This window comes from Pseudomonas sp. Z4-7, assembly GCF_051131965.1.
Classification (GTDB): Bacteria; Pseudomonadota; Gammaproteobacteria; order Pseudomonadales; family Pseudomonadaceae; genus Aquipseudomonas.
In genome coordinates, this window is sequence record NZ_CP071642.1 from 4,181,023 (window position 1) to 4,202,367 (window position 21,345).

At 59.9% G+C, this 21,345-nt stretch carries 27 protein-coding genes; 16 read left to right on the forward strand and 11 right to left on the reverse strand.

Annotated features, from left to right (window positions below; translation table 11 throughout):
* Window positions 1-33: 33 nt before the first annotated feature.
* On the forward strand, window positions 34-582 hold the full coding sequence (locus tag J3P91_RS18690; RefSeq protein WP_025212663.1) for an RNA polymerase factor sigma-70: 549 nt from the start codon (window positions 34-36) through the stop codon (window positions 580-582).
* A 102-nt stretch (window positions 583-684) separates the two neighbouring features.
* Here the strand turns inward: J3P91_RS18690 and J3P91_RS18695 are convergent, their stop codons facing one another.
* Window positions 685-1,698: a GNAT family N-acetyltransferase gene (locus tag J3P91_RS18695; RefSeq protein WP_434601385.1), complete on the reverse strand. Its 1,014-nt coding sequence runs from the start codon at window positions 1,696-1,698 to the stop codon at window positions 685-687.
* 68 nt (window positions 1,699-1,766) lie between these two features.
* Complete coding sequence (locus tag J3P91_RS18700; RefSeq protein ID WP_434601386.1) at window positions 1,767-2,543, reverse strand: substrate-binding periplasmic protein; 777 nt, start codon at window positions 2,541-2,543, stop codon at window positions 1,767-1,769.
* A 322-nt stretch (window positions 2,544-2,865) separates the two neighbouring features.
* Between J3P91_RS18700 and J3P91_RS18705 the strand changes: the two genes are divergently transcribed.
* Entirely contained in the window at window positions 2,866-3,408 is a 543-nt protein-coding gene (locus tag J3P91_RS18705) for an exonuclease domain-containing protein (protein WP_305499825.1), read from the forward strand.
* A gap of 86 nt (window positions 3,409-3,494) precedes the next feature.
* The gene (locus J3P91_RS18710; protein ID WP_003183665.1) at window positions 3,495-3,779 is read left to right on the forward strand and encodes a pyrimidine/purine nucleoside phosphorylase; all 285 of its coding nucleotides are present in this window, start codon (window positions 3,495-3,497) and stop codon (window positions 3,777-3,779) included.
* Window positions 3,780-3,879: 100 nt separating this feature from the next.
* On the opposite strand, the gene J3P91_RS18715 is transcribed toward J3P91_RS18710, so the two are convergent.
* Window positions 3,880-4,689, reverse strand: coding sequence for an MOSC domain-containing protein (locus J3P91_RS18715; RefSeq protein WP_434601387.1), 810 nt, complete (start codon window positions 4,687-4,689; stop codon window positions 3,880-3,882).
* 72 nt (window positions 4,690-4,761) lie between these two features.
* Entirely contained in the window at window positions 4,762-5,685 is a 924-nt protein-coding gene (locus J3P91_RS18720; RefSeq protein WP_214999118.1) for a chemotaxis protein CheV, read from the reverse strand.
* Window positions 5,686-6,145: 460 nt separating this feature from the next.
* Here J3P91_RS18720 and J3P91_RS18725 point away from each other — a divergent pair, with 460 nt between their 5' ends.
* The 3 genes from J3P91_RS18725 to J3P91_RS18735 all read left to right on the forward strand — a co-directional run bounded on the left by J3P91_RS18725 (window position 6,146) and on the right by J3P91_RS18735 (window position 8,399).
* Complete coding sequence (locus J3P91_RS18725; protein ID WP_434601388.1) at window positions 6,146-6,616, forward strand: hypothetical protein; 471 nt, start codon at window positions 6,146-6,148, stop codon at window positions 6,614-6,616.
* Window positions 6,617-6,849: 233 nt separating this feature from the next.
* Complete coding sequence (locus J3P91_RS18730; RefSeq protein WP_434574144.1) at window positions 6,850-7,743, forward strand: sensor histidine kinase; 894 nt, start codon at window positions 6,850-6,852, stop codon at window positions 7,741-7,743.
* Entirely contained in the window at window positions 7,740-8,399 is a 660-nt protein-coding gene (locus J3P91_RS18735; RefSeq protein WP_305499816.1) for a response regulator, read from the forward strand. Before J3P91_RS18730 ends, J3P91_RS18735 begins: the two co-directional genes overlap by 4 nt.
* On the opposite strand, the gene yegS is transcribed toward J3P91_RS18735, so the two are convergent.
* Entirely contained in the window at window positions 8,383-9,300 is a 918-nt protein-coding gene (gene yegS / locus J3P91_RS18740) for a lipid kinase YegS (protein ID WP_305499814.1), read from the reverse strand. The genes J3P91_RS18735 and yegS overlap by 17 nt on opposite strands.
* A gap of 30 nt (window positions 9,301-9,330) precedes the next feature.
* On the opposite strand from yegS, the gene J3P91_RS18745 reads away from it, so the two are divergent.
* A complete protein-coding gene (locus tag J3P91_RS18745; RefSeq protein ID WP_434601389.1) occupies window positions 9,331-9,525 on the forward strand; it encodes a hypothetical protein in 195 nt (64 codons plus the stop codon).
* A 113-nt stretch (window positions 9,526-9,638) separates the two neighbouring features.
* Entirely contained in the window at window positions 9,639-9,947 is a 309-nt protein-coding gene (locus J3P91_RS18750; RefSeq protein WP_305499812.1) for a hypothetical protein, read from the forward strand.
* A 50-nt stretch (window positions 9,948-9,997) separates the two neighbouring features.
* On the opposite strand, the gene J3P91_RS18755 is transcribed toward J3P91_RS18750, so the two are convergent.
* Together J3P91_RS18755 and moaB are read right to left on the reverse strand one after the other, a co-directional pair.
* Window positions 9,998-11,185 (reverse strand): molybdopterin molybdotransferase MoeA, encoded by a 1,188-nt coding sequence (locus tag J3P91_RS18755; protein WP_434605171.1) that lies wholly within the window; start codon window positions 11,183-11,185, stop codon window positions 9,998-10,000.
* A 22-nt stretch (window positions 11,186-11,207) separates the two neighbouring features.
* Window positions 11,208-11,747 carry a molybdenum cofactor biosynthesis protein B gene (gene moaB, locus J3P91_RS18760; RefSeq protein ID WP_434572850.1) on the reverse strand — a complete coding sequence of 180 codons (540 nt, stop codon included), beginning with the start codon at window positions 11,745-11,747 and terminating at the stop codon, window positions 11,208-11,210.
* A gap of 78 nt (window positions 11,748-11,825) precedes the next feature.
* On the opposite strand from moaB, the gene mobA reads away from it, so the two are divergent.
* Window positions 11,826-12,428, forward strand: a complete 603-nt coding sequence (gene mobA / locus J3P91_RS18765; protein WP_434572848.1) for a molybdenum cofactor guanylyltransferase MobA — start codon at window positions 11,826-11,828, stop codon at window positions 12,426-12,428.
* 75 nt (window positions 12,429-12,503) lie between these two features.
* Complete coding sequence (locus tag J3P91_RS18770) at window positions 12,504-12,725, forward strand: YgdI/YgdR family lipoprotein (RefSeq protein ID WP_025212647.1); 222 nt, start codon at window positions 12,504-12,506, stop codon at window positions 12,723-12,725.
* 77 nt (window positions 12,726-12,802) lie between these two features.
* Here the strand turns inward: J3P91_RS18770 and J3P91_RS18775 are convergent, their stop codons facing one another.
* The 3 genes from J3P91_RS18775 to J3P91_RS18785 all read right to left on the reverse strand — a co-directional run bounded on the left by J3P91_RS18775 (window position 12,803) and on the right by J3P91_RS18785 (window position 14,415).
* The gene (locus J3P91_RS18775) at window positions 12,803-13,693 is read right to left on the reverse strand and encodes a pseudouridine synthase (RefSeq protein WP_434601390.1); all 891 of its coding nucleotides are present in this window, start codon (window positions 13,691-13,693) and stop codon (window positions 12,803-12,805) included.
* Between the two features lie 70 nt (window positions 13,694-13,763).
* Window positions 13,764-14,084, reverse strand: a complete 321-nt coding sequence (locus J3P91_RS18780) for a transcriptional regulator (protein ID WP_434572844.1) — start codon at window positions 14,082-14,084, stop codon at window positions 13,764-13,766.
* Between the two features lie 91 nt (window positions 14,085-14,175).
* Window positions 14,176-14,415, reverse strand: a complete 240-nt coding sequence (locus J3P91_RS18785; protein WP_434574141.1) for a glutaredoxin family protein — start codon at window positions 14,413-14,415, stop codon at window positions 14,176-14,178.
* A 188-nt stretch (window positions 14,416-14,603) separates the two neighbouring features.
* On the opposite strand from J3P91_RS18785, the gene J3P91_RS18790 reads away from it, so the two are divergent.
* On the forward strand, window positions 14,604-16,316 hold the full coding sequence (locus J3P91_RS18790) for a cation:proton antiporter (RefSeq protein WP_434601391.1): 1,713 nt from the start codon (window positions 14,604-14,606) through the stop codon (window positions 16,314-16,316).
* 8 nt (window positions 16,317-16,324) lie between these two features.
* Here the strand turns inward: J3P91_RS18790 and J3P91_RS18795 are convergent, their stop codons facing one another.
* Window positions 16,325-17,533, reverse strand: a complete 1,209-nt coding sequence (locus J3P91_RS18795; RefSeq protein ID WP_434601392.1) for an ammonium transporter — start codon at window positions 17,531-17,533, stop codon at window positions 16,325-16,327.
* A gap of 326 nt (window positions 17,534-17,859) precedes the next feature.
* Here J3P91_RS18795 and J3P91_RS18800 point away from each other — a divergent pair, with 326 nt between their 5' ends.
* The 5 genes from J3P91_RS18800 to J3P91_RS18820 all read left to right on the forward strand — a co-directional run bounded on the left by J3P91_RS18800 (window position 17,860) and on the right by J3P91_RS18820 (window position 21,342).
* The gene (locus tag J3P91_RS18800; RefSeq protein ID WP_434572838.1) at window positions 17,860-18,174 is read left to right on the forward strand and encodes a DUF883 family protein; all 315 of its coding nucleotides are present in this window, start codon (window positions 17,860-17,862) and stop codon (window positions 18,172-18,174) included.
* Between the two features lie 2 nt (window positions 18,175-18,176).
* The gene (locus tag J3P91_RS18805) at window positions 18,177-18,566 is read left to right on the forward strand and encodes a phage holin family protein (protein WP_305499799.1); all 390 of its coding nucleotides are present in this window, start codon (window positions 18,177-18,179) and stop codon (window positions 18,564-18,566) included.
* On the forward strand, window positions 18,563-18,898 hold the full coding sequence (locus J3P91_RS18810; protein ID WP_434572837.1) for a hypothetical protein: 336 nt from the start codon (window positions 18,563-18,565) through the stop codon (window positions 18,896-18,898). The genes J3P91_RS18805 and J3P91_RS18810 overlap by 4 nt, the downstream gene beginning before the upstream one ends.
* 165 nt (window positions 18,899-19,063) lie before the next feature.
* A complete protein-coding gene (locus J3P91_RS18815) occupies window positions 19,064-20,392 on the forward strand; it encodes a deoxyguanosinetriphosphate triphosphohydrolase (protein WP_305499797.1) in 1,329 nt (442 codons plus the stop codon).
* A 323-nt stretch (window positions 20,393-20,715) separates the two neighbouring features.
* The gene (locus tag J3P91_RS18820) at window positions 20,716-21,342 is read left to right on the forward strand and encodes a response regulator transcription factor (RefSeq protein WP_305499795.1); all 627 of its coding nucleotides are present in this window, start codon (window positions 20,716-20,718) and stop codon (window positions 21,340-21,342) included.
* Window positions 21,343-21,345: the final 3 nt, after the last annotated feature.

Sequence of the window (21,345 nt, forward strand, 5' to 3'; positions counted from 1 at the left end):
GTCCCGCTAACTATTTGCAGTAAGGTGAATTCCATGACGGAACAAGTATCCACAAGCAGGTGCGACTCACCGCTACTCCAGGCCTTCGTCGACAACCGGATGATCCTGGTCAAGATCGCAGCGCGTATCACCGGTTGCCGCTCCCGCGCGGAAGACGTGGTCCAGGATGCGTTTTTCCGGTTGCAATCGGCGCCCCAGATCACCTCGTCCTTTAAGGCTCAACTCAGCTACCTGTTCCAGATCGTGCGCAATCTGGCGATCGACCACTACCGCAAACAGGCGTTGGAACAGAAATATTCGGGGCCGGAAGAAGAAGGGTTGAACGTGGTGATCCAGGGTGCTTCGCCAGAAACGTCGCATATCAACTTTTCCACCCTCGAACACATTGCCGACGCGCTGACCGAGCTGCCCAGCCGAACCCGTTACGCCTTCGAGATGTACCGCCTGCACGGCGTACCGCAGAAAGACATCGCCAAGGAACTGGGCGTCTCGCCGACACTGGTGAACTTCATGATCCGCGACGCCCTGGTGCATTGCCGCAAGGTGTCAGGGGTGCGTGGGGATACGTTCGCCCGGCGGTGAAATCCGCATTGGGTTGCTGTCCTCATCGCGAGCAAGCTCGCTCCCACAGGGTTCACGACCAACCTGTGGGAGCGAGCTTGCTCGCGATGGGGCCTTGAAGCCCTACACCAACGAACACCGGTCAAAAAACCGCTCGCGCCCCAGGATCATCAGCGCCGCGCGCTTGTGCGGGAAATCGAATTCCTTTTCACAATGAAAACACTGGTTATGCAGATGCCCGATCATCCGCGCATTGTCGGCCCGAGGCTCGGCCACCACGCGCTGGGTACGCGGATCGTCGAGAAACAGGTAATGCACCAGCGCCGATAGCCAGCTTGCGACCTTGTGCGGACCTCGATGCTGCTCTTCGCCCACGAGCATGTGAATGCCGCGGTCATAGGCGTGAGCGTCATAAAACGGTGCGATTCGATCCTCCTTGGCCCAATAGGCTTCGAAGTAGGCGAATGGCTGCTCATCGAAACAACCGATCAAGGTCAAGACCCGAGGGTCATGCTCAAGCCTGGTCAAGTACTCGCGGTGCTGTTCCAGGCTGCCCTCCTCCTGCCAGAAGCTCGCCACCCTGGGGCTGTTCTGCCAGCGGTTGAATCGCGTCAGGTCTTGCTCGATTTCAAGCGTGCGCAAAGACACCCAGGCCCCTAGTCGCGCGTCGAAACGGCGATACACCTCGCCGCGCGGCTTGATCGGGCGACGTGGATGGCGCTTGCCATCGGTGACGATCATCTGTTGCGGATAACTGCCGCTGAACGACTCTCCCAGCCAGGGCTGCGGCAGTTGCCAGAACAGCGTGCGTTCGCAGATGTATTCGTCGCTGAGTTTCCCACCCATCAACAAACCGCTGAGCAGGGCCTCACCGGGACGCTCATTGAGGTGCCAGACCAGGCGCTGACATTCGGGATCCCTGGCAAACAGCCAATAGCAGGCCGCCCAGAGTGCCGGGCCGACCGGCCGGTCGCTGCTTTCCTGCAAATGGACGTGCAACTGGGGACCGCGCTCCAGGCGCAGGCGGATCAGCGGCGCGCCTTCGAGCATCAGGCTCAGGTGGCGTTCGGTTTCATCGGCACCCAGGCTGCGCCCGCCGGGCAAGGGCAATAGGGTCGGCTGATTGAGGTTGGACATGCGAGCTCACGTTTTCGTCGGTGGTCAACGTGTGACGTGAGCCAGGCAAATAAATTTAAGGTCCGGTTTCAATGGACGTGGGTCGGCACCAGCTCGATCCGGTAGGGCTGGAAGATTTCCAGCAACTGGCCGTCGTCCCGCAACTTCTGCAATATCTGGGCGAACGCTTGTGGGGAAATGGGCGCCTGGGGCCGAATCAGTGCGTAATGATGGTAAATCTGGTCGATGCGTTCGGATACCAGCAACTGCGAGGCCACTTGCGGATTGCGCAACACGTAATCGCTGAGGTAGGAACGGGTCACCAGGGCAATGTCCGCGCGTGTGCGCAACACCATCTGCAGGTTGCTGTCGTGGGAATAGGTCAACGTGGCGTTGTATTGGCCAATGAGGAACTTGGGATCGGCGTTGAATTCGGCAAACGCATAGTGATAACCGCTGAACAGGGCCAGGCGCTTGCCCCTGAGATCGGCGAAATAGCTCTGCTGGCGATCCGGCTGGCGTTGGGCGACGAATATCTCCGCATCCTCCAGGCCCATGTCTACCGGAGTATGGGGCACATCCTGCCAACCCCAGTCGGGGTTTTCGAAAATCGCCATGTCGACCCGGCCCTGCTTGAAATCGTTGAACCGGCGCGGAATCGAAGTGGGTACCAGCACGAATTCATAATCGGCCTGTGACCGGTTCAAGGCTTCCACCAATTGCGGTAACAGACCGGTGTCGGCGCCGTTTTCGGGACGAACGGTATAAGGCGGGAAATGCGCCGCGCCGATCCGGACCACTTGTGCAGCTTCAGCTGACACGGTCAATAACATGGCCAGGACGGCCAGCAAGGTACGTGAGGTCATCCCCATCGGCGAACACGTCAAGATAACCACTCCCCCAAAGTCCCCATCACTCTTCACGCTAGGCGGTTTCAACCGCTTAGCCAGCCGCACGGTCAATTTAAAGCAGCGGCTCGATCATTGTTCTTCTTTCATCCGGTCGCGCGGGGCAATTTAAGCTGGCCAAGGCAACCAAGCAAGCGCTCGGACAGCGAACAGCCATCTTCCATGCAGGACAACCTCCATCAGGCCGGTCTGGTCGCTCGCGCGTCATCAGGGACTAGGCGGATGCTTCGGGTTTGACTACGCTCAAACCCATCTGCACGCCGATACCGGGAACCTTGCAATGCCTTACTGGCTGGTGATTGATCTGGAAGCCACCACCGACGAAGGTGGCTGGCCGGTTACCGAAATGGAAATCATCGAAATCGGCGCCACTCTGGTGAATCGGGATGGGCGCGAGGTGGATCATTTTCAGCGCTTTGTACGGCCGCTGAGGCGCCCGTTGCTGACCTCTTTCTGTCGCACGCTGACGCATATCAGCCAGGCCAATATCGACGGCGCCGCACCGCTGACCGAGGTCTGGCCGGCATTCGAACACTGGCTGGCGCCTTATCGAGCGAACCTCGAAGGCTGGGTCAGTTGGGGAGACTACGACCGCAAGCAGTTGCTTCAGGAATGGCAAGGCCAGCACTTGCACAGCGCGCTCGGCCAGGTACCGCACATGAATCTCAAGCAGCGCTTTGCCAAGGCCCGTCGGCTGGAGCGACCGCTGGGGCTCAATGCGGCGTTGCAACTGGCCGGCCTGCAGTTCTGCGGCCAACAGCACCGTGCATTGGAGGACGCCCGCAATACGGCGCGATTGTTGCCGCTGGTGCTGACGGGCTGAGCGCCCTGCCAGCGCGACAGATGACGACTGTTGTGGCCTTGTGCATACTGGCCGGCCTTTTTCAGCCCTTTCTCGAGGAATCGCCCATGTTCAAAGTCAACGAGTACTTCGACGGCACCGTCAAGTCGATCGCCTTCGGCACCGCCGAAGGTCCAGCGACCATCGGCGTCATGGCACCGGGCGAATATGAGTTCGGCACTGCGCAGCGGGAAATCATGCATGTTGTTTCCGGCGCCCTGACCGTGAAACTGCCCGACAGCACCGATTGGGAAACCTTCGCCGCCGGTAGCCAGTTCAACGTCCCGGCCAACAGCAAGTTCCAGCTCAAGGTAGCCGTCGACACGGCTTACCTCTGCGAATATCGCGGCTGAGCCGTGGCGAGGGAGCTTGCTCCCTCGCCACAAAAGCGCCTGCGTGATAAATAAAAATGCCCGTGTCCAGCGACACGGGCATTTTTTATTCAGGGATCTTCTATTCCAGCACTTCGACCGGCATGCCGACCTCAAGTCGGCCATTGCCATCGTTGACCAGATTCTGGCCGAACATCGCACCATCCGGGGTAGAACGGTACTGTTGCAAAGTGGCGAAAGGCTCGCGCTGCGGATCGCGTTCGCCGGTTTGCGGATCGACCGTGGTCATGATGCAGCGTGAACACGGCTTGACCACCCGAAACTCCACCTCGCCGATACGAAGACGCTTCCAGCCGTCTTCGGCGAACGCCTCGCTGCCCTCGACCACCAGGTTGGGACGAAAGCGCAGCATTTCCAGCGAGCGGCCAACTCTGCCCGATAAATCCTCCAACGAGGCCTGGCCGATCAATAACAAGGGAAAACCGTCGGCGAAGGCCACCTTGTCGTCATCCTTGCCGTAGCCGGCTGCCGTGGTACGAGCCAACTCCACCGGCACATGGACCAGCCGGGTGCGATTGCCGATGAACTCACTGACCCAGGCAGCCGCCGCGTCACCGGCATCCGGCACACGCAGAGTATCGCGCCAGATGATCACGCCACGCCGTTGTTCTTCGAGAGAAGGCGGCAGCGGCACCTCGATGGCGCCGTAGCCCGGCGCGCTGAGTGTCAGTCCGCCCGCCGCGTTCCACAACGCCGAAAGCTGGCTCAGCTTTGCCACGGCCCGCTGGGTCAGGAAGCGCCCGCTGGCCTCATCCACCAGCATCCAGCGTCGATCACCGTCGAGCCCGAGCTTGTCCAGGCCGATGCCCTGCAGCGGCTGCCCCTTGCCGGACTTCAACGGATACCGATACAGCGCGCTCAGCCGCAACATGATCAACTTTCCCTGATGACGAAAGAGCGCAACCTTATACGAGCGAGCCGGTGAAGCAAACCTCGATCAGCCTCAGCCGAGCATCAACCGCTGGCGCACCACGTCGACCAGCTTGTCCGGCTGGAATTTGGAAAGGAAGTTGTCACAGCCAACCTTCTTGACCATCGAATCGTTGAAGCTGCCGGACAGCGAGGTATGCAGCACCACGTAGAGCCCACGCAGGCGTGGATCGTTGCGGATTTCCGTGGTCAGGCGGTAGCCGTCCATCTCGGGCATTTCCGCGTCGGTGAAAATCATCAGCAACTTGTCGGTCATCACTTCGCCGGTGTCGGCCCAGGCCTTGAGCATGTTCAGTGCCTTCAAGCCGTCGCTGGCGATGTGCATCTTCACGCCCAACTGGCCCAAGGTGTCACGCAACTGCGAGAGCGCGACATTGGAATCGTCCACCAGCAGGACTTCTCGACCGCGGGCTCGTTCCAGCACCGGATCCTCGAGCTTGTCCCGTGAGACCTTGGCGTTGTAGGGGACGATTTCGGCGAGGACTTTCTCCACGTCGATGATTTCCACCAACTGGTCGTCGACCTTGCTGATAGCCGTCAGGTAATGCTCGCGCCCGGCACTGGTCGGAGGCGGCAGGATGGCTTCCCAGTTCATGTTGACAATGCGGTCCACGCCCCCTACCAGGAACGCCTGTACCGAACGGTTGTACTCGGTGACGATGATGGTGCTGTTAGGTCCCGGCACGAGCGGACGCATGCCGATGGCCTGGGAAAGATCGATCACCGGAAGGGTCTGGCCACGCAGATTGACCACGCCGCAGACGAACGGGTGGCGCTGGGGCATCAAGGTCAGCTTCGGCAGTTGCAGCACTTCCTGGACCTTGAATACGTTGATGGCGAACAATTGGCGCCCCGCCAGGCGAAACATGAGAATTTCCAGGCGATTCTCACCCACCAATTGGGTTCGTTGATCTACTGTGTCGAGAATGCCGGCCATCGATGACTCCTGGGCTTGTTCGGATGAATCTGTAAAGACGCTATCGGCGGTATGCGCCGGATCTTGACCCCGACATTAAATACCGCCGCGGGCATTGATGTCACATAGACATCATGCTTTACTGGCCTTCCGTTTACATCCGTTTTTTCCGCTGCGCGACTTCCGTTGACGCTGTAAGTTCCCCTGCCTAAGGGATTCCCCTAGGCACAATCAGATCTAACCTGATATTCCCGATATCCAATAGCCATTAATGTGACGCCATTCTCATTGCTGAACGGAGTCAGGCGTTTGTGCGCGACTGCAGAACAACGGATTTCCAGTCTCCCAACCGATTTCAGTGCAATCGTTTGCGAGGCCGAGTTTGCGATCCGCAAGGCACCTTCGTTCGTACCGGCCATGAGACACAGCCGTTCGCCATACGCGATCTGCTTTCGCCTGACATGATGTTGTGGAGATAAGCATGCCGAACGATCGCAACAATTGGAGCCAGCGCCTTCCCGAGTTCCTGACTGAAGCCGAGACACTCTTGGCCAAGTCGGAGGAATGCCTGAGCCATCTGGAGCTGATCAACAACGATAAGGATGCCATCGACTGCATGCTCAGCACGTTGCTGAAGCTGGCAAACAAGGCCGACGCTCTCGCATTGGAGGCCGTTTCGGAGTTTTCGCTGCATATCCATGGCTTGCTCAGTCATGCGCAACACCACATGGAGCTGCACGACCAGGCACTGGTCGCGCTGAAAGATTGCTTTACCCTGATGGCCTGGCAGTTGGAGCTCGTCGACCACACCACCGGCAAACTGAGTCTGGACAACACTGAACAGACTTCCCTGATCGAAGCATTTGCCTTCCAGGTCGGCCAGAGTCCCTGCGAGGCGGTGCCGACGCCGCGCCCGATGGCGTTGGTTCCTTACGCACAAAAACAAGCGTGAGCTGGTAGCAGCCGACCAACATCATGTGCCTGGCCCGTCGTGCTTTGCCGCCGCCAAGCCGGGCGCGACCAACGAAATCCGAAGTGGTACTATGTCTCGCGTCAGTCGCCTCGGACAGCGGCGCAAGAAGCCGCCAACCGAAGCCGTCCCCGACCTGAAACATTTACCCGACCCGGCCCGTCAGATGCGCTGACTGGCCTGCCCGCAGCGAACATTCATTGGCTCCATCCGTTATGCACGCCAGCTTCAAGTCAATCATCACCTGGCCACCGTCCCGAGAAAACGCCCGCCGGTTCACATTGCTGCTGTGTATCTGCTCGACCCTCGGTTGCCTGCTGGCCTACTTGTTGGCCCATCCGCTGCCGTTGGGCTTGCTGGTACTCAATGGCGCGGCGCTGGCCTGTGTCTGGATCCACTATCGACTATCGCGCAAGTCCATCAAGTTCCAGCCGCAGGAACTGGCCGACCGACTGCTGGAGGTCCAGGAAAACGAGCGTCACCGGCTCAGCCGCGAACTGCACGATGACATTGGCCAACTGCTGACCGCGGCAAAACTGCAAAGTGAATGGCTCAAGCGCCGCCTGCCGGAAGACTTGCAGGGCCAATGCAGCGTACTGAGCGACACGCTGGACGAAACCCTGAACAAAGTGCGTGATGTCTCGGCGATCCTCAATCCCAGGCAGCTGACCAGCCTTGGGCTCGAAGCCAGTCTCCGCGCTCATCTACTCAAGACATTGGCCAATACGCCGGTGAAATGGAGCCTCGATTGTCAGCAGCGCATGACCGGCATCCCGGACGAAATGACCGTCGCCGCCTTTCGGATCACCCAGGAGGCCGTCACCAACATGTTGCGCCACGCCCAGGCGAGCAATCTGCTGGTGCGCCTGCAACGCCTTCCTGAAGGGCTGACGTTGCTGATCAGCGATGACGGCCAGGGATTCGTCCCGGCCAGCCACCCCGGCCGCGAAGGACAGCGCGGCATGGCCGGCATGTCGGAGCGAGTCGAACAGTTGGGCGGCACCCTCAAGGTCACCAGCGAGGCCGGCAAAGGCACGCATATCGAAGCTCGCATTCCCTGGGCACCGCGTGCCCTTGAGCGGGCCAGCAAGAATAAGGTTCTCCATTGACTTGTAATTTGCTTCTGGTAGATGACCACTCGCTGATCCGGGCCGGTGTACGCGCCCTGGTCCTGGATCTCCCTGGCTACGCCGTCGTCGGCGAAGCCAGTGACGGCGCGCAATTGCCGGAACTGGTAGAACGCCTCAACCCCGATATCGTGCTGCTGGATATTTCCATGAAGGATACCGGCGGCCTGGAAGCCTTGCAGCAACTCAGGAAGGTACGCCCCCAGAGCAAGGTGCTGATCCTGTCCATGCACACTGACCCCGCGCTGATCATGCAGGCACTGGAGTCAGGGGCCCATGGCTACCTGCTCAAGGACACCACTGCCACCGAGCTGGCGCACGCCCTGGACGCGTTGCGCAACAACGAACGCTACCTGAGCCCGGCCATCGCCCATACCGTGATCAACCAGGCGCTGACCCGCGTTCAGAAACATCAGCCCGATCCAGCCCAGAACCACAACCTGACGGCGCGCCAGCTGGAGATCCTGCGGCTGATCGTTCGTGGCAAGTCCACCCGGGAAATCGCCAACGGCCTGAGCCTGAGCATCAAGACCGTGGAAACGCACCGGGCCCAGATCATGAAGCGCCTGCAGATCCATGACGTGGCCGGACTGGTACTGTTTGCGGTCCGCGAACAGATCATCAGCCTGGATGATTAAGCAGCGCCGCACCCTCCAGCAATGGCGAATCCGACGGCAGGTGCACCCGTAGCGCTTTCGGGCGCACGGTGAAACGTAGATCGTCGACCTGCAACGGCTCGCCATCCAGATTGATGTCCAGGCCCTGCGCCACCTTGATTTCCACCCAGGGCAAACGCGCTCGTACGAACATGTTGTCTATGCCCAGGCCACCGGCCAGCAGATCCTTGAGCGTACTGACAACCTCTTGAGGCGCCGGGAGGATGCTGATATCGAGCAAACCGTCGTCGGCGAACGCCTGCGGACAGAGCAAATGCCCCCCACCCGCCTGCCGACCATTGCCGATGCCCAGCGCCAGCAAGTCGCCGCGCCAGTGAAAATCGGGGCCCTGCAGTTCGCCATAGGCTGCGCTCAACTCACTGAAACGCGACAGGCCGGTAAACAGATAAGCGGCGCCCCCAAGGACTTTCTTCAAGTCCTCGGAGGTATTGGCGGTCACCTGGCTACCGAAGCCGCCCGTCGCCATGTTCAGGAAAATACAGCCGCCGACCTCGCCCACATCAATCGCCCTGGGCGTGACATCCAGCAGCTCCAGGGCCTGGTCCGGCTCCAACGGGACGCCGGCCGCCCGGGCAAAATCGTTAGCAGTGCCCAGGGGGAGCAACACCAGGCTGGCATCACCAGGCCGCTGGACCATCGCCTCGGCGATATCGCGCAGGGTTCCGTCACCGCCACCGGCGATCAATCGGGTGTAACCGGCATCCAGTGCTTCGTCGACGCATCGCCGGGCATCCCCTGCTTCCCAGGTCAACCGTACCGCCAGGTCCCAGCCCTGTTTGCGCTTGAGCATCACTGCCGCGCGAACCTCTTCGTTGAGCGCTTGCTTGCCGTGCAGGATCAGTAGCGCCTTGCCTTTGCTCATCGTTGTCTCCGTCATTGGAAGGTTCAGGAAATGGGACCGCTCATTCAGCCGAAAAAGCCCGGCGCTGCTCAATTTATACAAAATAAGACCCAGCACCTCGAAGGAGGCGGCGGACTGCCTCTTCTCGGCAACCCTTCATTCAAGGACTTCTCCTACAAGATCTGGCGAATCAGCTCAATTGACCCTCCAGCCGTATTGGAACACCTTGGCATTCTGTTGCGCTGAATCGAAAAAACACCCAATAGACAAGGATGAATAACCCATGGATGGATACATCAAGGCCCGCAGGGGCAGGACCAATCATTTGAAGGCTCATGGACACAGCGGAGGAACGCCTCATGCCCGGCCATGAATTCAAATTGTCCCCCCGGCAATTTGGCCCGCTCAGGAGCGAGCGGGCCGATAAGCAAAACGAAGGCAAAAGTTGCATTAATCCCGTAGGAGGAATTGATTTGGAACCGCGCGTCGTTGAACTGGAAACTCACCTCAAATACATTCGCAGGGACATGGATGAAATCCGTACCGATGTGAAAGCGGTCCGACACCGGCTCGCCTATCTGGCCGGTGCAGCCGCAGTGGTGGTCGGCCTGCTGGGCTGGGTGGCGAATAGCCGCTTCGATCAGGTGGTGACGTTGCTGTCGCGATAAAGGCCGGCATAAGGCACGGTTACTCACTCGGGCGGACAACGTTGCCAGGATTAATCCAGCACTTCGCTCAAGGGAATGAAGCCCACTTCATCACCCTGGACCAGTGTTCGCCCTTCGAGGACTTCGACCAGCCCCTCGGCCCAGGCGGCGCTGCGCAGGACACCTGAGCTCTGGTTGCGGTAGATGATCGCCTGACCGTTTTTAATGCGACCTCGCAAATACTCTCGGCGAGAGCCCGCCTTCGGCCAGGTGAAGCCTGCAGGTATCTTGAACTTGAGGGGCGCCACTGACTGAACGCCCTGGCGCCGCAGCAGGTAAGGCCGAGCCAACAGCGCAAAGGTCACCAGCGTAGAAGCGGGATTTCCCGGCAGGCCTATTACCGGCAGGCCTCGGAAGTGGCCGAACGTCAGCGGCTTTCCAGGCTTGATAGCGAGCTTCCAGAGCGTCAATTCGCCTTCTTCGCGCAATGCAACGCCGAGAAAATCTGCCTCCCCCACCGATACGCCGCCGGTGGAAAGAATCAGGTCGACATCCGACAGCCCGGCCAGACAGCGACGCGTAGCGGGCAAATCATCGGGCAGGATACCTGCGTCGACAACATCGCAACCCAGGCGCTGCAGCCAGCTACAGAGCAGGACACGATTGCTGTTATAGATCTGACCTGGACCCAGGGCCTGGCCAGGCTCCACCAGCTCGTCACCTGTCGACAGCACCGCAACGCGTACTTTGCGCACCACTGGCAGCGATGCACACCCCAAGGATGCCGCGAGCCCGAGTTCGATCGGACCCAGGCGGGTGCCGGCGTCGAGGACTCGCTCCCCGATGGTTGTTTCCTGTCCTTGAGGTCGAATGTTCTGTCCGCTGACCATGGGCTGGGTGAATCTTACCCGCTGATCATCATCGACAATGGCGTTTTCCTGCATTTCGACGCAATCGGCACCCGGCGGGACCGGCGCACCCGTGAAGATACGCGCGCAGGTACCCGCGGCGAGAGCGTCTGGAGCCTGCCCGGCGAAAACCCGCTGACCGACGACCAACGCCTCGCCGCTCCAGTCATTCAGGCGCAAGGCGTAGCCGTCCATCGCACTGTTGGGCCAGGGCGGCAGGTCAAGTGTCGAGACCAGGTCCTCGGCCAATACTCGCCCCTGCGCCTCAGCCAGCGGCACGCGCTCATGCTGAGTGATGGGCGTGGCTGCCGCCATCTCGAGCAACCGCTCCAGCGCGACCTCGACGGCCATCAGGGCGCCGGCCTTGCCCGGTTTACCCACGGGATTCACAAGGGGCAGCCTGTTTCAGATGGGCGACGAAATTACACGGCCGATGGCGCGCGTCCAGTTGTTCGGCCAGGATCCCGTCCCATCCGGTACGCACCGCATTGGTCGAACCCGGCAAGCAACAGACCAACGTACCGTTGGCCAGGCCGGCCAGCGCCCGGGACTGAACGGTAGAAGTGCCAATGTCCGCCACGGATATCTGCCGGAACAATTCACCAAAACCATCGACCTGCTTGTCCAACAGGCACGTAACGGCCTCGGGCGTGCTGTCGCGACCGGTGAAACCGGTGCCACCGGTGATCAACACCACTTGCACCACGTCGTCGGCGATCCAGGTGGCGACTTGTGCGCGGATCTTGTAAAGATCATCTTTAAGCAGTACCCGGGCCGCAAGGTTATGCCCCGCCTCCGTGAGGCGGTCGACAAAAACCTGTCCCGACGTGTCGGTTTCCAGAGTTCGGGTATCACTGACAGTCAGCACCGCGATATTGAGCGGTACGAAAGGTACATCAGCCTTGGCTTTCATAGGCTCGTCCAGTTGTAGGGGAAACAGCCCGGTGTTATATCACAGCGCCCCATTTTTTCGCCTGTGCGGAGACACATCATGACCTCGAACGATCCCTTGCCAGCCTGCTCAATCCTGCTCCTGGCGGGTGGCCGCGGACAACGCATGGGAGGCCAGGACAAAGGCCTGCTGGAATGGCAAGGCGAACCGTTAATTGCCCACCTTCATCGGCGGACCCGGGCCCTGAGCGACGATCTGATCATCTCTTGCAACCGCAACCCGGAGCGCTACGCATTGTATGCCGATCAGTTGGTGCATGACGCCGAAGGGGATTTTCCCGGGCCATTGGCAGGCATCCGGGCGGGTCTCAAGGTGGCGCGACATGCGTATCTGCTGGTACTGCCTTGTGATGTTCCGCAAATCGACTCAAGCCTGCTCGACAGCATGCGCGAAACGGCAAGCCGCCATCCCGGCAAGCCGTTGATGGTGCGTCAGGGTGAGCATTGGGAGCCGTTGTTATGCATCATCCCACGGGGCCTGGCAGCAGACTTTGAAAGGGCCTGGGACGAAGGCGAACGCAGTCCCGGCCGCATCATGCGCACACTGCATGCCGTCGCCTTGCAATGCCCGGCCAACGATGCCCGGCTGGCGAATCTCAATACGCCGGAACTGCTGGCCCGGCATACAGGCGTGTCAGATTGACACTAGCCAGGAACTAACATGCGATGTATACGTCTTACGGTCAGTAACTTGAAGAATCCATTTCGGAGAAACACCATGACTCAACGGACCCTCGCCACTTTCATGCTCGCGCTGGGCCTCGCCACTCTCGCCGGGTGTGCATCGCCAACAGTGATTACCCTGAATGACGGTCGCGAAATCCAGGCCGTCGACACGCCAAAATACGACGAAGACAGCGGCTTCTACGAATTCGAGCAACTGGACGGCAAGCAGACTCGCGTGAACAAGGACCAGGTTCGTACCGTTAAAGACCTGTGATCTTCAGCGTTACAGCCAGATAGAAAAAAGCCCGCAAGCATTGCGGGCTTTTTAATGCCTGGCGGAAAGTGCGATGGCTACCAGCGCAGGGCAATATCACTCTCGAAGACCCGCTCCTGACCCGTGATCGGATCGATGAAACCTAATCTCTTGGCCAACAGCTTGAGCGGGTTGGCATAGTCATCCTGGGCATCTCTAATCACATCGGGATAAAACGGATCGTTGCAGATGCCAGCCCCCAAGGCACTCATATGCACCCGCAGCTGGTGCTTTTTCCCGGTAACCGGATACAGGCCGTACCGCCACAGGTCGCCGTTCCTCTCAAGCACTTCCATGGCCGTCTCGGTATTGGGCTCGCCTGGCCCCTCCTGCATCCGAAAAAAAGGCTCGCCGTCGATCATCCGGCTTCTGTGCACACACGGAAAAGCCACTCCGGGCAATGCGGGGGCAATGGCTTCATAACTTTTTTCGATTCGCCGCGTCGGAAACAACGATTGATAAGCCGAACGCGTCTGCGGATTGGCTGAGAACAAGACCAGCCCGGCCGTATGCCGATCAATACGGTGCAAGGGCACCAGATGGGGGTTGTCCAGGCGACGGATCAAACGGCGCAGCAATGTCTGCTCCACGTATTCCCCCGCCGGCGTGACAGGCAGGAAATGCGGTTTGTCCGCCACCACCAGATGCTCGTCGACGTAGAGAATCGACTCCACCACCGGGATCGGTTTTTCATCGGGCACTTCGCGAAAATAGTGGATCCGCATGCCTTCGCGATAGGGCAGGTCAACACCGATCGCCCGCCCCTCCCCGTCCAACACCCGCCCCCGAACAATCCGATCCAGCCACTGCTCGCGGCTGATCGTGCTGAAATGCTCGCAAAGACATTCCAGCACCGTCTGCCAGGAGCCAGGCGGCAAGTACAGTGTGCTGGCCTGATGGTGCGCGGCGGAAAATGATGAACCGGACATTAAAAACTCTTGAGCGTTACGGGACCGGTATTATCCGCCACTCGCACAAGCCGGCACAGTGCTGATTGGCTCACGCGCGAATTGATGTCGGTTTTTCCGCTGCCTCGGTGAACTCCTTCAACCAGCGCAGCACCTCGACTGCCTCCCAACGTCCCGGGTCGTACAACGCATACAACAACCCCTGGTAACCCACCACGTCCAGTTGCTTGTGGTAACCGGCACGCTGGAACAACGCTTCGATCTCGGCAAAACAGGTGTTGAAATGCAGCTTGTTGAAGGGTGTCTTGCCTTCGGTTACCAGACCATCCAGGCGCAACTCCAGGACCGCCTCGCGCACAACGTCCGCGGACATCCTGTTCACGCTGTTTTTCAATTGTTCGACATTGACCAAGGGACGCACTCCGGATTGCTGTATGGGCATACAGTAACCGAAGAATGTCATTTCGCCAATGGCGATGCATGGACTCAGGCGATGGAAGGTATCAACGCAGAAACGCCGCAACCCGGTCAGGGTCATCGAAGGGCCAATCCAGCTCCGCCCCTGTATCGATCCGACGGAGCACGGGGATGCGCAAACCATAGGCTTCGGACAAGGCCTCGCTTTCGGCGATATCCACCAGTTCTACCAAGAGGCCATGCTCGACGAAAGGCATCAGCACGCCCTCGGCAACTTCACACAGGTGGCACCCCAGGGTTCCGAACAATTGGCATTCAGGCGGCATGGCAGGTAGACCCGAAAAATAGACGGTCATTCTAGGCTCGCTCCACGTGGCCGTCGAGCGGCGTACCGTGGCTCATCATGTTTCAGTAAAACGCTGACGCAAATCATTGAGCCCAAATGTCTTTTCGGCAATGCTCGACGTATTTTCTCTCCTAAGCTGGATGTCAGCGTCTTGAAACGGAGCTCCTCTTGTTCGCCAACCTGCTGATCATCCTAGCCTCGTCCCTGGTAGTCATCGCCCTGTTCAGGCGATTACGCCTGCCACCGGTGCTCGGCTACCTCTGTGTCGGGCTGGCCGTCGGCCCCACTGCCCTGGATTGGGTGAACGACAGCGAGGAATTGCCAGACCTGGCCGAGCTCGGCGTGGTCTTCCTGCTGTTCTCCCTCGGGCTGGAATTCTCGTTGTCGAAGATGCTCGAACTGCGCCGGGTCGTGTTCGGCCTCGGCAGTTTGCAGGTGGTGTGTTCGGGGGCGCTGCTGGGGGGCCTATTGGTGATCTGTGGCGCCCCGGCGCTGGCGGCACTGCTTCTGGGCGCCGGGCTGGCCTTGTCTTCCACAGCCATCGTCAGCAAGGAGTTGACCAGCCTGGGAGAAATTTTCAGCAGCCATGGCCAGAACGCTATCGGTGTGCTGCTGTTCCAGGATGTCGTCGCCGTATTGCTGTTGACCCTGGTGCCGGTCTTTGCGGGCAGCAGCGAGCACGCCTGGTATTGGGCGCTGCCCGTGACGCTGGGCAAGACACTGGTACTGTTTGGCGGTCTGCTGCTCGCCAGCCGCTGGTTGCTGCCACGGCTGTTCCACGAAGTGGCCGCGTCCCGGTCCGCCGAGCTGTTCGTGCTGCTGGCGCTGGTGATCGTACTGCTCACCGCATGGCTGACGCACCTGCTCGGCCTGTCACCGGCCCTGGGGGCATTCCTGGCCGGCATGTTGCTGGGAGAAAGCCATTACCGGCACCAGATCGAGGCCGATATACGTCCATTCCGCGACATCCTGCTGGGGCTGTTTTTCGTCAGCATCGGCATGCTGATCGACCTTCGACTGTTCATCGACGATGGCCTGCAGATACTCGGATTGACCCTCGGGTTGATGATCATCAAGGGCTGCGTGGTCGCCGCACTGGTCAAGTGGCGCGGCAGCGACGGCGAAACCGCGTGGCGCAGCGGCTTGGCCCTGGCTCAAGGTGGCGAGTTCTGTTTTGCCCTGATGGCATTGATGCAGCAGAACCGCCTGATGCCCGCCGACATCGGCGGCCTGCTGTTGGCCGCGACATTCTGCTCGATGCTGCTGACCCCGCTTTTGCTGCGTGCAGCGCCGGCGATTGCCGCGCGCCTGCACCGCAAACCCAACCAGGAAGCACAACTGGACCAGATCAGCGAACTCAATGCAGGCTTGTCGGGTCATGTGGTGATCTGCGGGTATGGTCGGGTGGGCCAATCCATCGGGCGGTTCCTGCGCCGCGAAGGCCTGGCCTTTGTCGCCCTCGACGACGACCCGGTGATCATTCAGGAAGCCACGGTCGATGAGCGTTGCGTACATTACGGGGACTCACGCCGGGCAGACCTGCTGGCCGCCGTCGGACTGAGCCGCGCCCGGCTGCTGGTCATTGCGGTCGACAAGACGGACATCGCGCTGACCGTGCTCAGGGCAGCCCGACGCGTCAACCCGCAGGTACCGATCCTGGTGCGCACTCGGGACGACAGCCAACTGGCCGAACTGCAGGCCGCCGGAGCGACCGAAGTGGTCCCGGAACTGCTTGAATCGAGCCTGATGCTCGCCTCTCACGCGCTGGTCATGCTCGGGCTGCCGGAGCAGCGGGTCCGGCATCATGTGGATCAGGTTCGTCACGAACGCTATGGCCTGCTGCACGGGTTCTATCCCGGTAACCAGGACAAGGAACCGTAGCGCAGTGTTCAGTCCTGACTGACGGCACCGATCTTGTGGATCGACAGATCGGCGCCGTAGTACTCCTCTTCCTGGGTCAGCCGCAGGCCCAGCACAAACTTGATCGCACCATAAACCGCGAACCCGCCAACCAGGGCAATGACGACGCCCAACGCGGTGCCGACCAGTTGACTGACCAGGCTGACGCCCCCCAGGCCACCCAAGGCTTGCTGGCCGAAAATGCCGCAGGCAATGCCACCCCAGACGCCGCACAGGCCATGAAGGGGCCAGACCCCGAGCACGTCGTCGATTTTCCACTTGCCCTGGGCCGCGGTGAAACACCAGACAAACAGCCCGCCCGCGATGGCTCCGGTCGCCAGCGCCCCCACCGGATGCATCAGGTCGGAACCGGCACAGACCGCCACCAACCCGGCCAACGGGCCGTTATGCAGGAAGCCGGGGTCGTTGCGCCCGATGATCAAGGCCGCCACGGTCCCGCCGACCATTGCCATCAACGAGTTGACCGCCACCAACCCACTGACTCCAGGCAACGTCTGGGCACTCATCACGTTGAAACCGAACCAGCCGACAATAAGAATCCACGAGCCCAACGCCAGGAACGGGATGCTCGAAGGCGCGAACGCCACCAGGCGCCCGTCCCGGTAGCGACCATTGCGCGGTCCGAGCAACAGTACCGCGGCCAATGCCAGCCAGCCGCCCATGGCATGCACGACCACGGAGCCGGCAAAGTCATGGAAACTGGCGCCGAAACGGGCTTGCAGCCAGGCTTGCAGGCCGTAGTTGCCATTCCAGACCAGGCCTTCGAAAAACGGATAGATGAACGCTACGATCAGCACCGTGGCGCACAACTGCGGTACGAACCGGGCACGCTCGGCGATTCCTCCGGAAATAATCGCCGGGATCGCGGCGGCAAAGGTCAGCAGGAAGAAAAACTTCACCAGGCTGTAGCCGTGGTCGGCGCTGAGCACCGCCGCCGGCTGCAAGAAGGTCACGCCGTAGGAAATCCAGTAGCCTATGAAGAAATAGGCCAAGGTCGACACTGCGAAATCGCTGAGAATCTTCGACAACGCATTGACCTGATTCTTTTGCCGGACGGTGCCTACTTCAAGGAACGCGAAGCCGGCGTGCATGGCCAGAACCATGACCGCACCGAGCAGGATGAACAGCGTGTTGGAGCTGTGGACCAGATTGTCCACGGCGCTTTGCAGATTTTCCATGGTGTTGGCAGACCTGAGAAAGTTGAAAAGGCACCAAAGCGGTTCAATCGAGCGGCCGACGCACCAAGTTGAAACGCCTCATTCCCCTGCGAGCCGCTTTGGTGCACGAAAACCGCTGTCAAGACGTTGCGCAGCGTGGTGCTTCGCGGGTTTTGATTATTTGAGTTAAGGTTCTGCGGGCTTTTGCCCAGCTTCAGCGCACCGGCGCATGCTGACGCACCAGTACATGGCGGATGCCAGAGCAAAAGTTGTACCAGCAGTTTCACTGAACCTTCCGGCAAGGCTCATACTCGAACGCTTCAGACGTCACTTACGGAGATGCACCAATGGCCAGAACCCAGGCAAAGACCGCTCAAGAAACCTTGAAGGAAGACTTCCAGACGCTGGTCAAGGACACCGAAAGGTTACTGGACCACACGGCGACCCTGGCCGGTGATCAGGCTGACGAATTGCGCAGCCAGATCCACGAAACCCTTTTGCGGGCCCGTGAAACCCTCCAGCTGACCGAAGACTCGGTACGCGAGCGCGGTCAGGCTGCAGTGATTGCCACCGAAGAATATGTGCAGGCCAATCCTTGGCAATCGGTCGGCATCGCTGCGGGCGTGGGCTTTTTGATCGGACTGCTGGCGACACGGCGCTAATGATGGGCATCGACGAATCCGGCTCGCCCGAATCGGGCACGAAGCCTACCGCGCGGCGCCTGGGCGCGGCATTCCTCGGCTTGCTGCACAGTCATGTCGAACTGTTCGGCATCGAATTGCAGGAGCAGAAGGCCCGTACCGTCAGCCTGTTGTTGTTTGCCGGGCTCGCGCTGGTTTTCGGTTTGCTGCTGCTGGTGGGGCTGTCCGCACTGGTGCTGATTCTGGTGTGGGATACCTATCGCCTCGCGGGAATCATCGGCCTCTGCCTGTTTTACCTGCTGGCGGCGTTGTTCTGCGGGCTTCGGCTCAAGGCAGCGATTTTTGATGAGTCCTCGCCTTTCCATGCCACCCTCGAAGAACTCGCCAACGACCGGGAGCGCCTGTTGCCATGAGTCGGCCCGATATTCCCCAAGCCCGTACCCGGCAGGAGATGCGCAAGGCGCTGGTGCGCCTGCGCATGGAGATGCACCGCCAGGAAATTCGCCAGGAAACCCGGCAACTGCTGCACCCGCTGCAACGGGTGCGCGGCTTTACGCAAAGCTGGCATGAGGGCTTCGGCCTGAAGCATGCGTCACTCTGGGGCGTTGCCGCCGTGTCCTTGCTCGGCTTCCTCGGCGGCAAGCGGACCCGAAGCGGACGCTCAGGTGGCTTTTCGCGACTGATCCGGCTGGCAACCGCGCTGCTGCCGCTGATCAAGCTGGCCAAGACAGTACGCAAACCCTGACGGCCGTGTCCGCGGACCGACCCTGAACGGGCCTTTCCATTGGAACGGCCCGATTGACCCGTCCGTGCAACACCCGGGTACAACAGGTCGATACCTGTGGCCCTTGCAGGACGCGTCCCGAACCGGGAAGCTAGGGCAACGACTCACCAAACGGAGCAACTGGCCTTGGATTGGCACACCCTGCTGACTCGCGAACGCCTGGGCAAACCCCTGCACAGTCCGGAAGAACTGGGCCGCAGCCCTTTCCATAAAGACCACGACCGCATCATCTTTTCCGGCGCATTCCGTCGCCTCGGGCGCAAGACCCAGGTGCATCCGGTCTCCAGCAACGATCATATCCACACGCGCCTGACCCATTCGCTGGAAGTCAGTTGCGTCGGGCGCTCCCTGGGCATGCGCGTGGGAGAAACCATCCGCGGCGCCCTGCCAGACTGGTGTGAACCCAGCGACCTGGGCATGGTGGTGCAATCGGCCTGCCTGGCCCACGACATCGGCAACCCGCCGTTCGGCCACTCCGGTGAAGACGCCATCCGCTACTGGTTTCAACAGGCGGCCGGACGAGGCTGGCTGGATGCCATGAGCGAGGCCGAGCGCAATGACTTTCTCAATTTCGAGGGTAATGCCCAAGGATTCCGGGTCCTCACGCAGCTCGAATACCATCAGTTCGACGGCGGCACCCGGCTGACCTACGCGACACTTGGCACTTACCTGAAATATCCCTGGACTGCCCGCCACGCGGACTCCCTGGGCTACAAGAAGCACAAGTTCGGCTGCTATCAGAGCGAACTGCCGTTGCTCGAGCAGATTGCCCACAAGCTCGGCCTGCCGCAAATCGAGGACCAGCGCTGGGCAAGGCATCCGCTGGTCTACCTGATGGAGGCCGCCGACGATATCTGCTACGCGCTCATCGACCTGGAGGACGGCGTGGAAATGGAGCTGCTGGAATACCCGCAGGTGGAATCGCTGCTGCTGGATCTGGTCGGCGATGACCTGCCGGAGACTTATCGGCAGCTTGGCCCGCTGGATTCCCGGCGGCGCAAACTGGCGATCCTGCGTGGCAAGGCCATCGAACACCTGACCAACGCCGCCGCCCGGGCGTTCGTCGAGCAGCAGGAGGCATTGCTGGCAGGCACGTTGCAGGGAGACCTGGTGGAACACATGCATGGCCCGGCCAAACGCTGCGTCTTGAACGCCAAGGACATGGCCCGCAAGAAGATATTCCAGGACAAGCGCAAGACTCTGCACGAAATCGGTGCCTACACCACGCTGGAAATTCTGCTCAACGGGTTCTGTGGTGCCGCCCTGGAACAACACGGCGGCCGTACACCCTCGTTCAAGAATCGGCGCATCCTCGATCTGCTGGGCAACAACGCGCCAGATCCTGACGGCCCCTTGCACAGCGCGTTCCTGCGAATGATCGATTTCATCGCCGGCATGACCGACAGCTATGCCAGCGAAATGGCACAGGAAATGACCGGTCGCACTCGTCAATGAGCTCAGCGCCGCCTTTATCGGCGGCTCACTCAACAGCAGATAAACAAACTTTTCTAAACCTCGCTATCTCTACGAAATGAGCGAAACAAGCTACTGACGGACTACGCGTGCCTGATTAAAAGTTAAACACCTTGCCTTGAATAGAATATAAGACGCGCTCGTCCCACTCCATTCGCCTACCAACAACCTAAATACTTCGTAGTACCTTGCCTCTTTTCTTGTAGGAAACTTCCGAAACTGGAAATGTAGCCCCGTCTCCTCGTACGACCCTGACTTAACTGGGCTAAGGTGCGCGCTTTATTCAGTTCGCAGGGGATTTATTCATGAACTCCGTTTTCATTGTCGACGATCATCCGGTCATCCGCCTCGCCGTTCGAATGCTGCTGGAGCATGAAGGTTATAAAGTTGTAGGAGAAACCGACAACGGCGTCGACGCGATGCAAATGGTCCGTGAATGTATGCCGGACCTGGTCATTCTGGACATCAGCATTCCCAAGCTTGATGGGTTGGAAATTCTTTCACGCTTCAACGCAATGACCGCCCCGATCAAGACGCTAGTGCTCACGGCGCAATCACCGACGCTGTTTGGCATCCGCTGCATGCAATCTGGTGCCTCCGGCTATGTGTGTAAACAGGAAGACCTCAGTGAACTGATCAGCGCAATTAAGGCCGTACTGTCCGGCTATAACTATTTCCCGAGCCAGGCGTTGACGCCCCTGCGTCATGATGATCCGCGCAGTATCGAGCTGGATCTTTTCAAAAGCGTCAACGATCGCGAATTGATGGTGCTGCAACTTTTCGCGCAGGGCCGTACCAACAAAGACATCGCCAAAGGCATGTTTCTCAGCAATAAAACCGTCAGCACGTATAAAAAACGCTTGATGCAGAAACTCAAGGTCAAGTCCCTGGTAGATCTGATCGAGATGGCCAAGCGCAACGCACTGGTTTGAGAA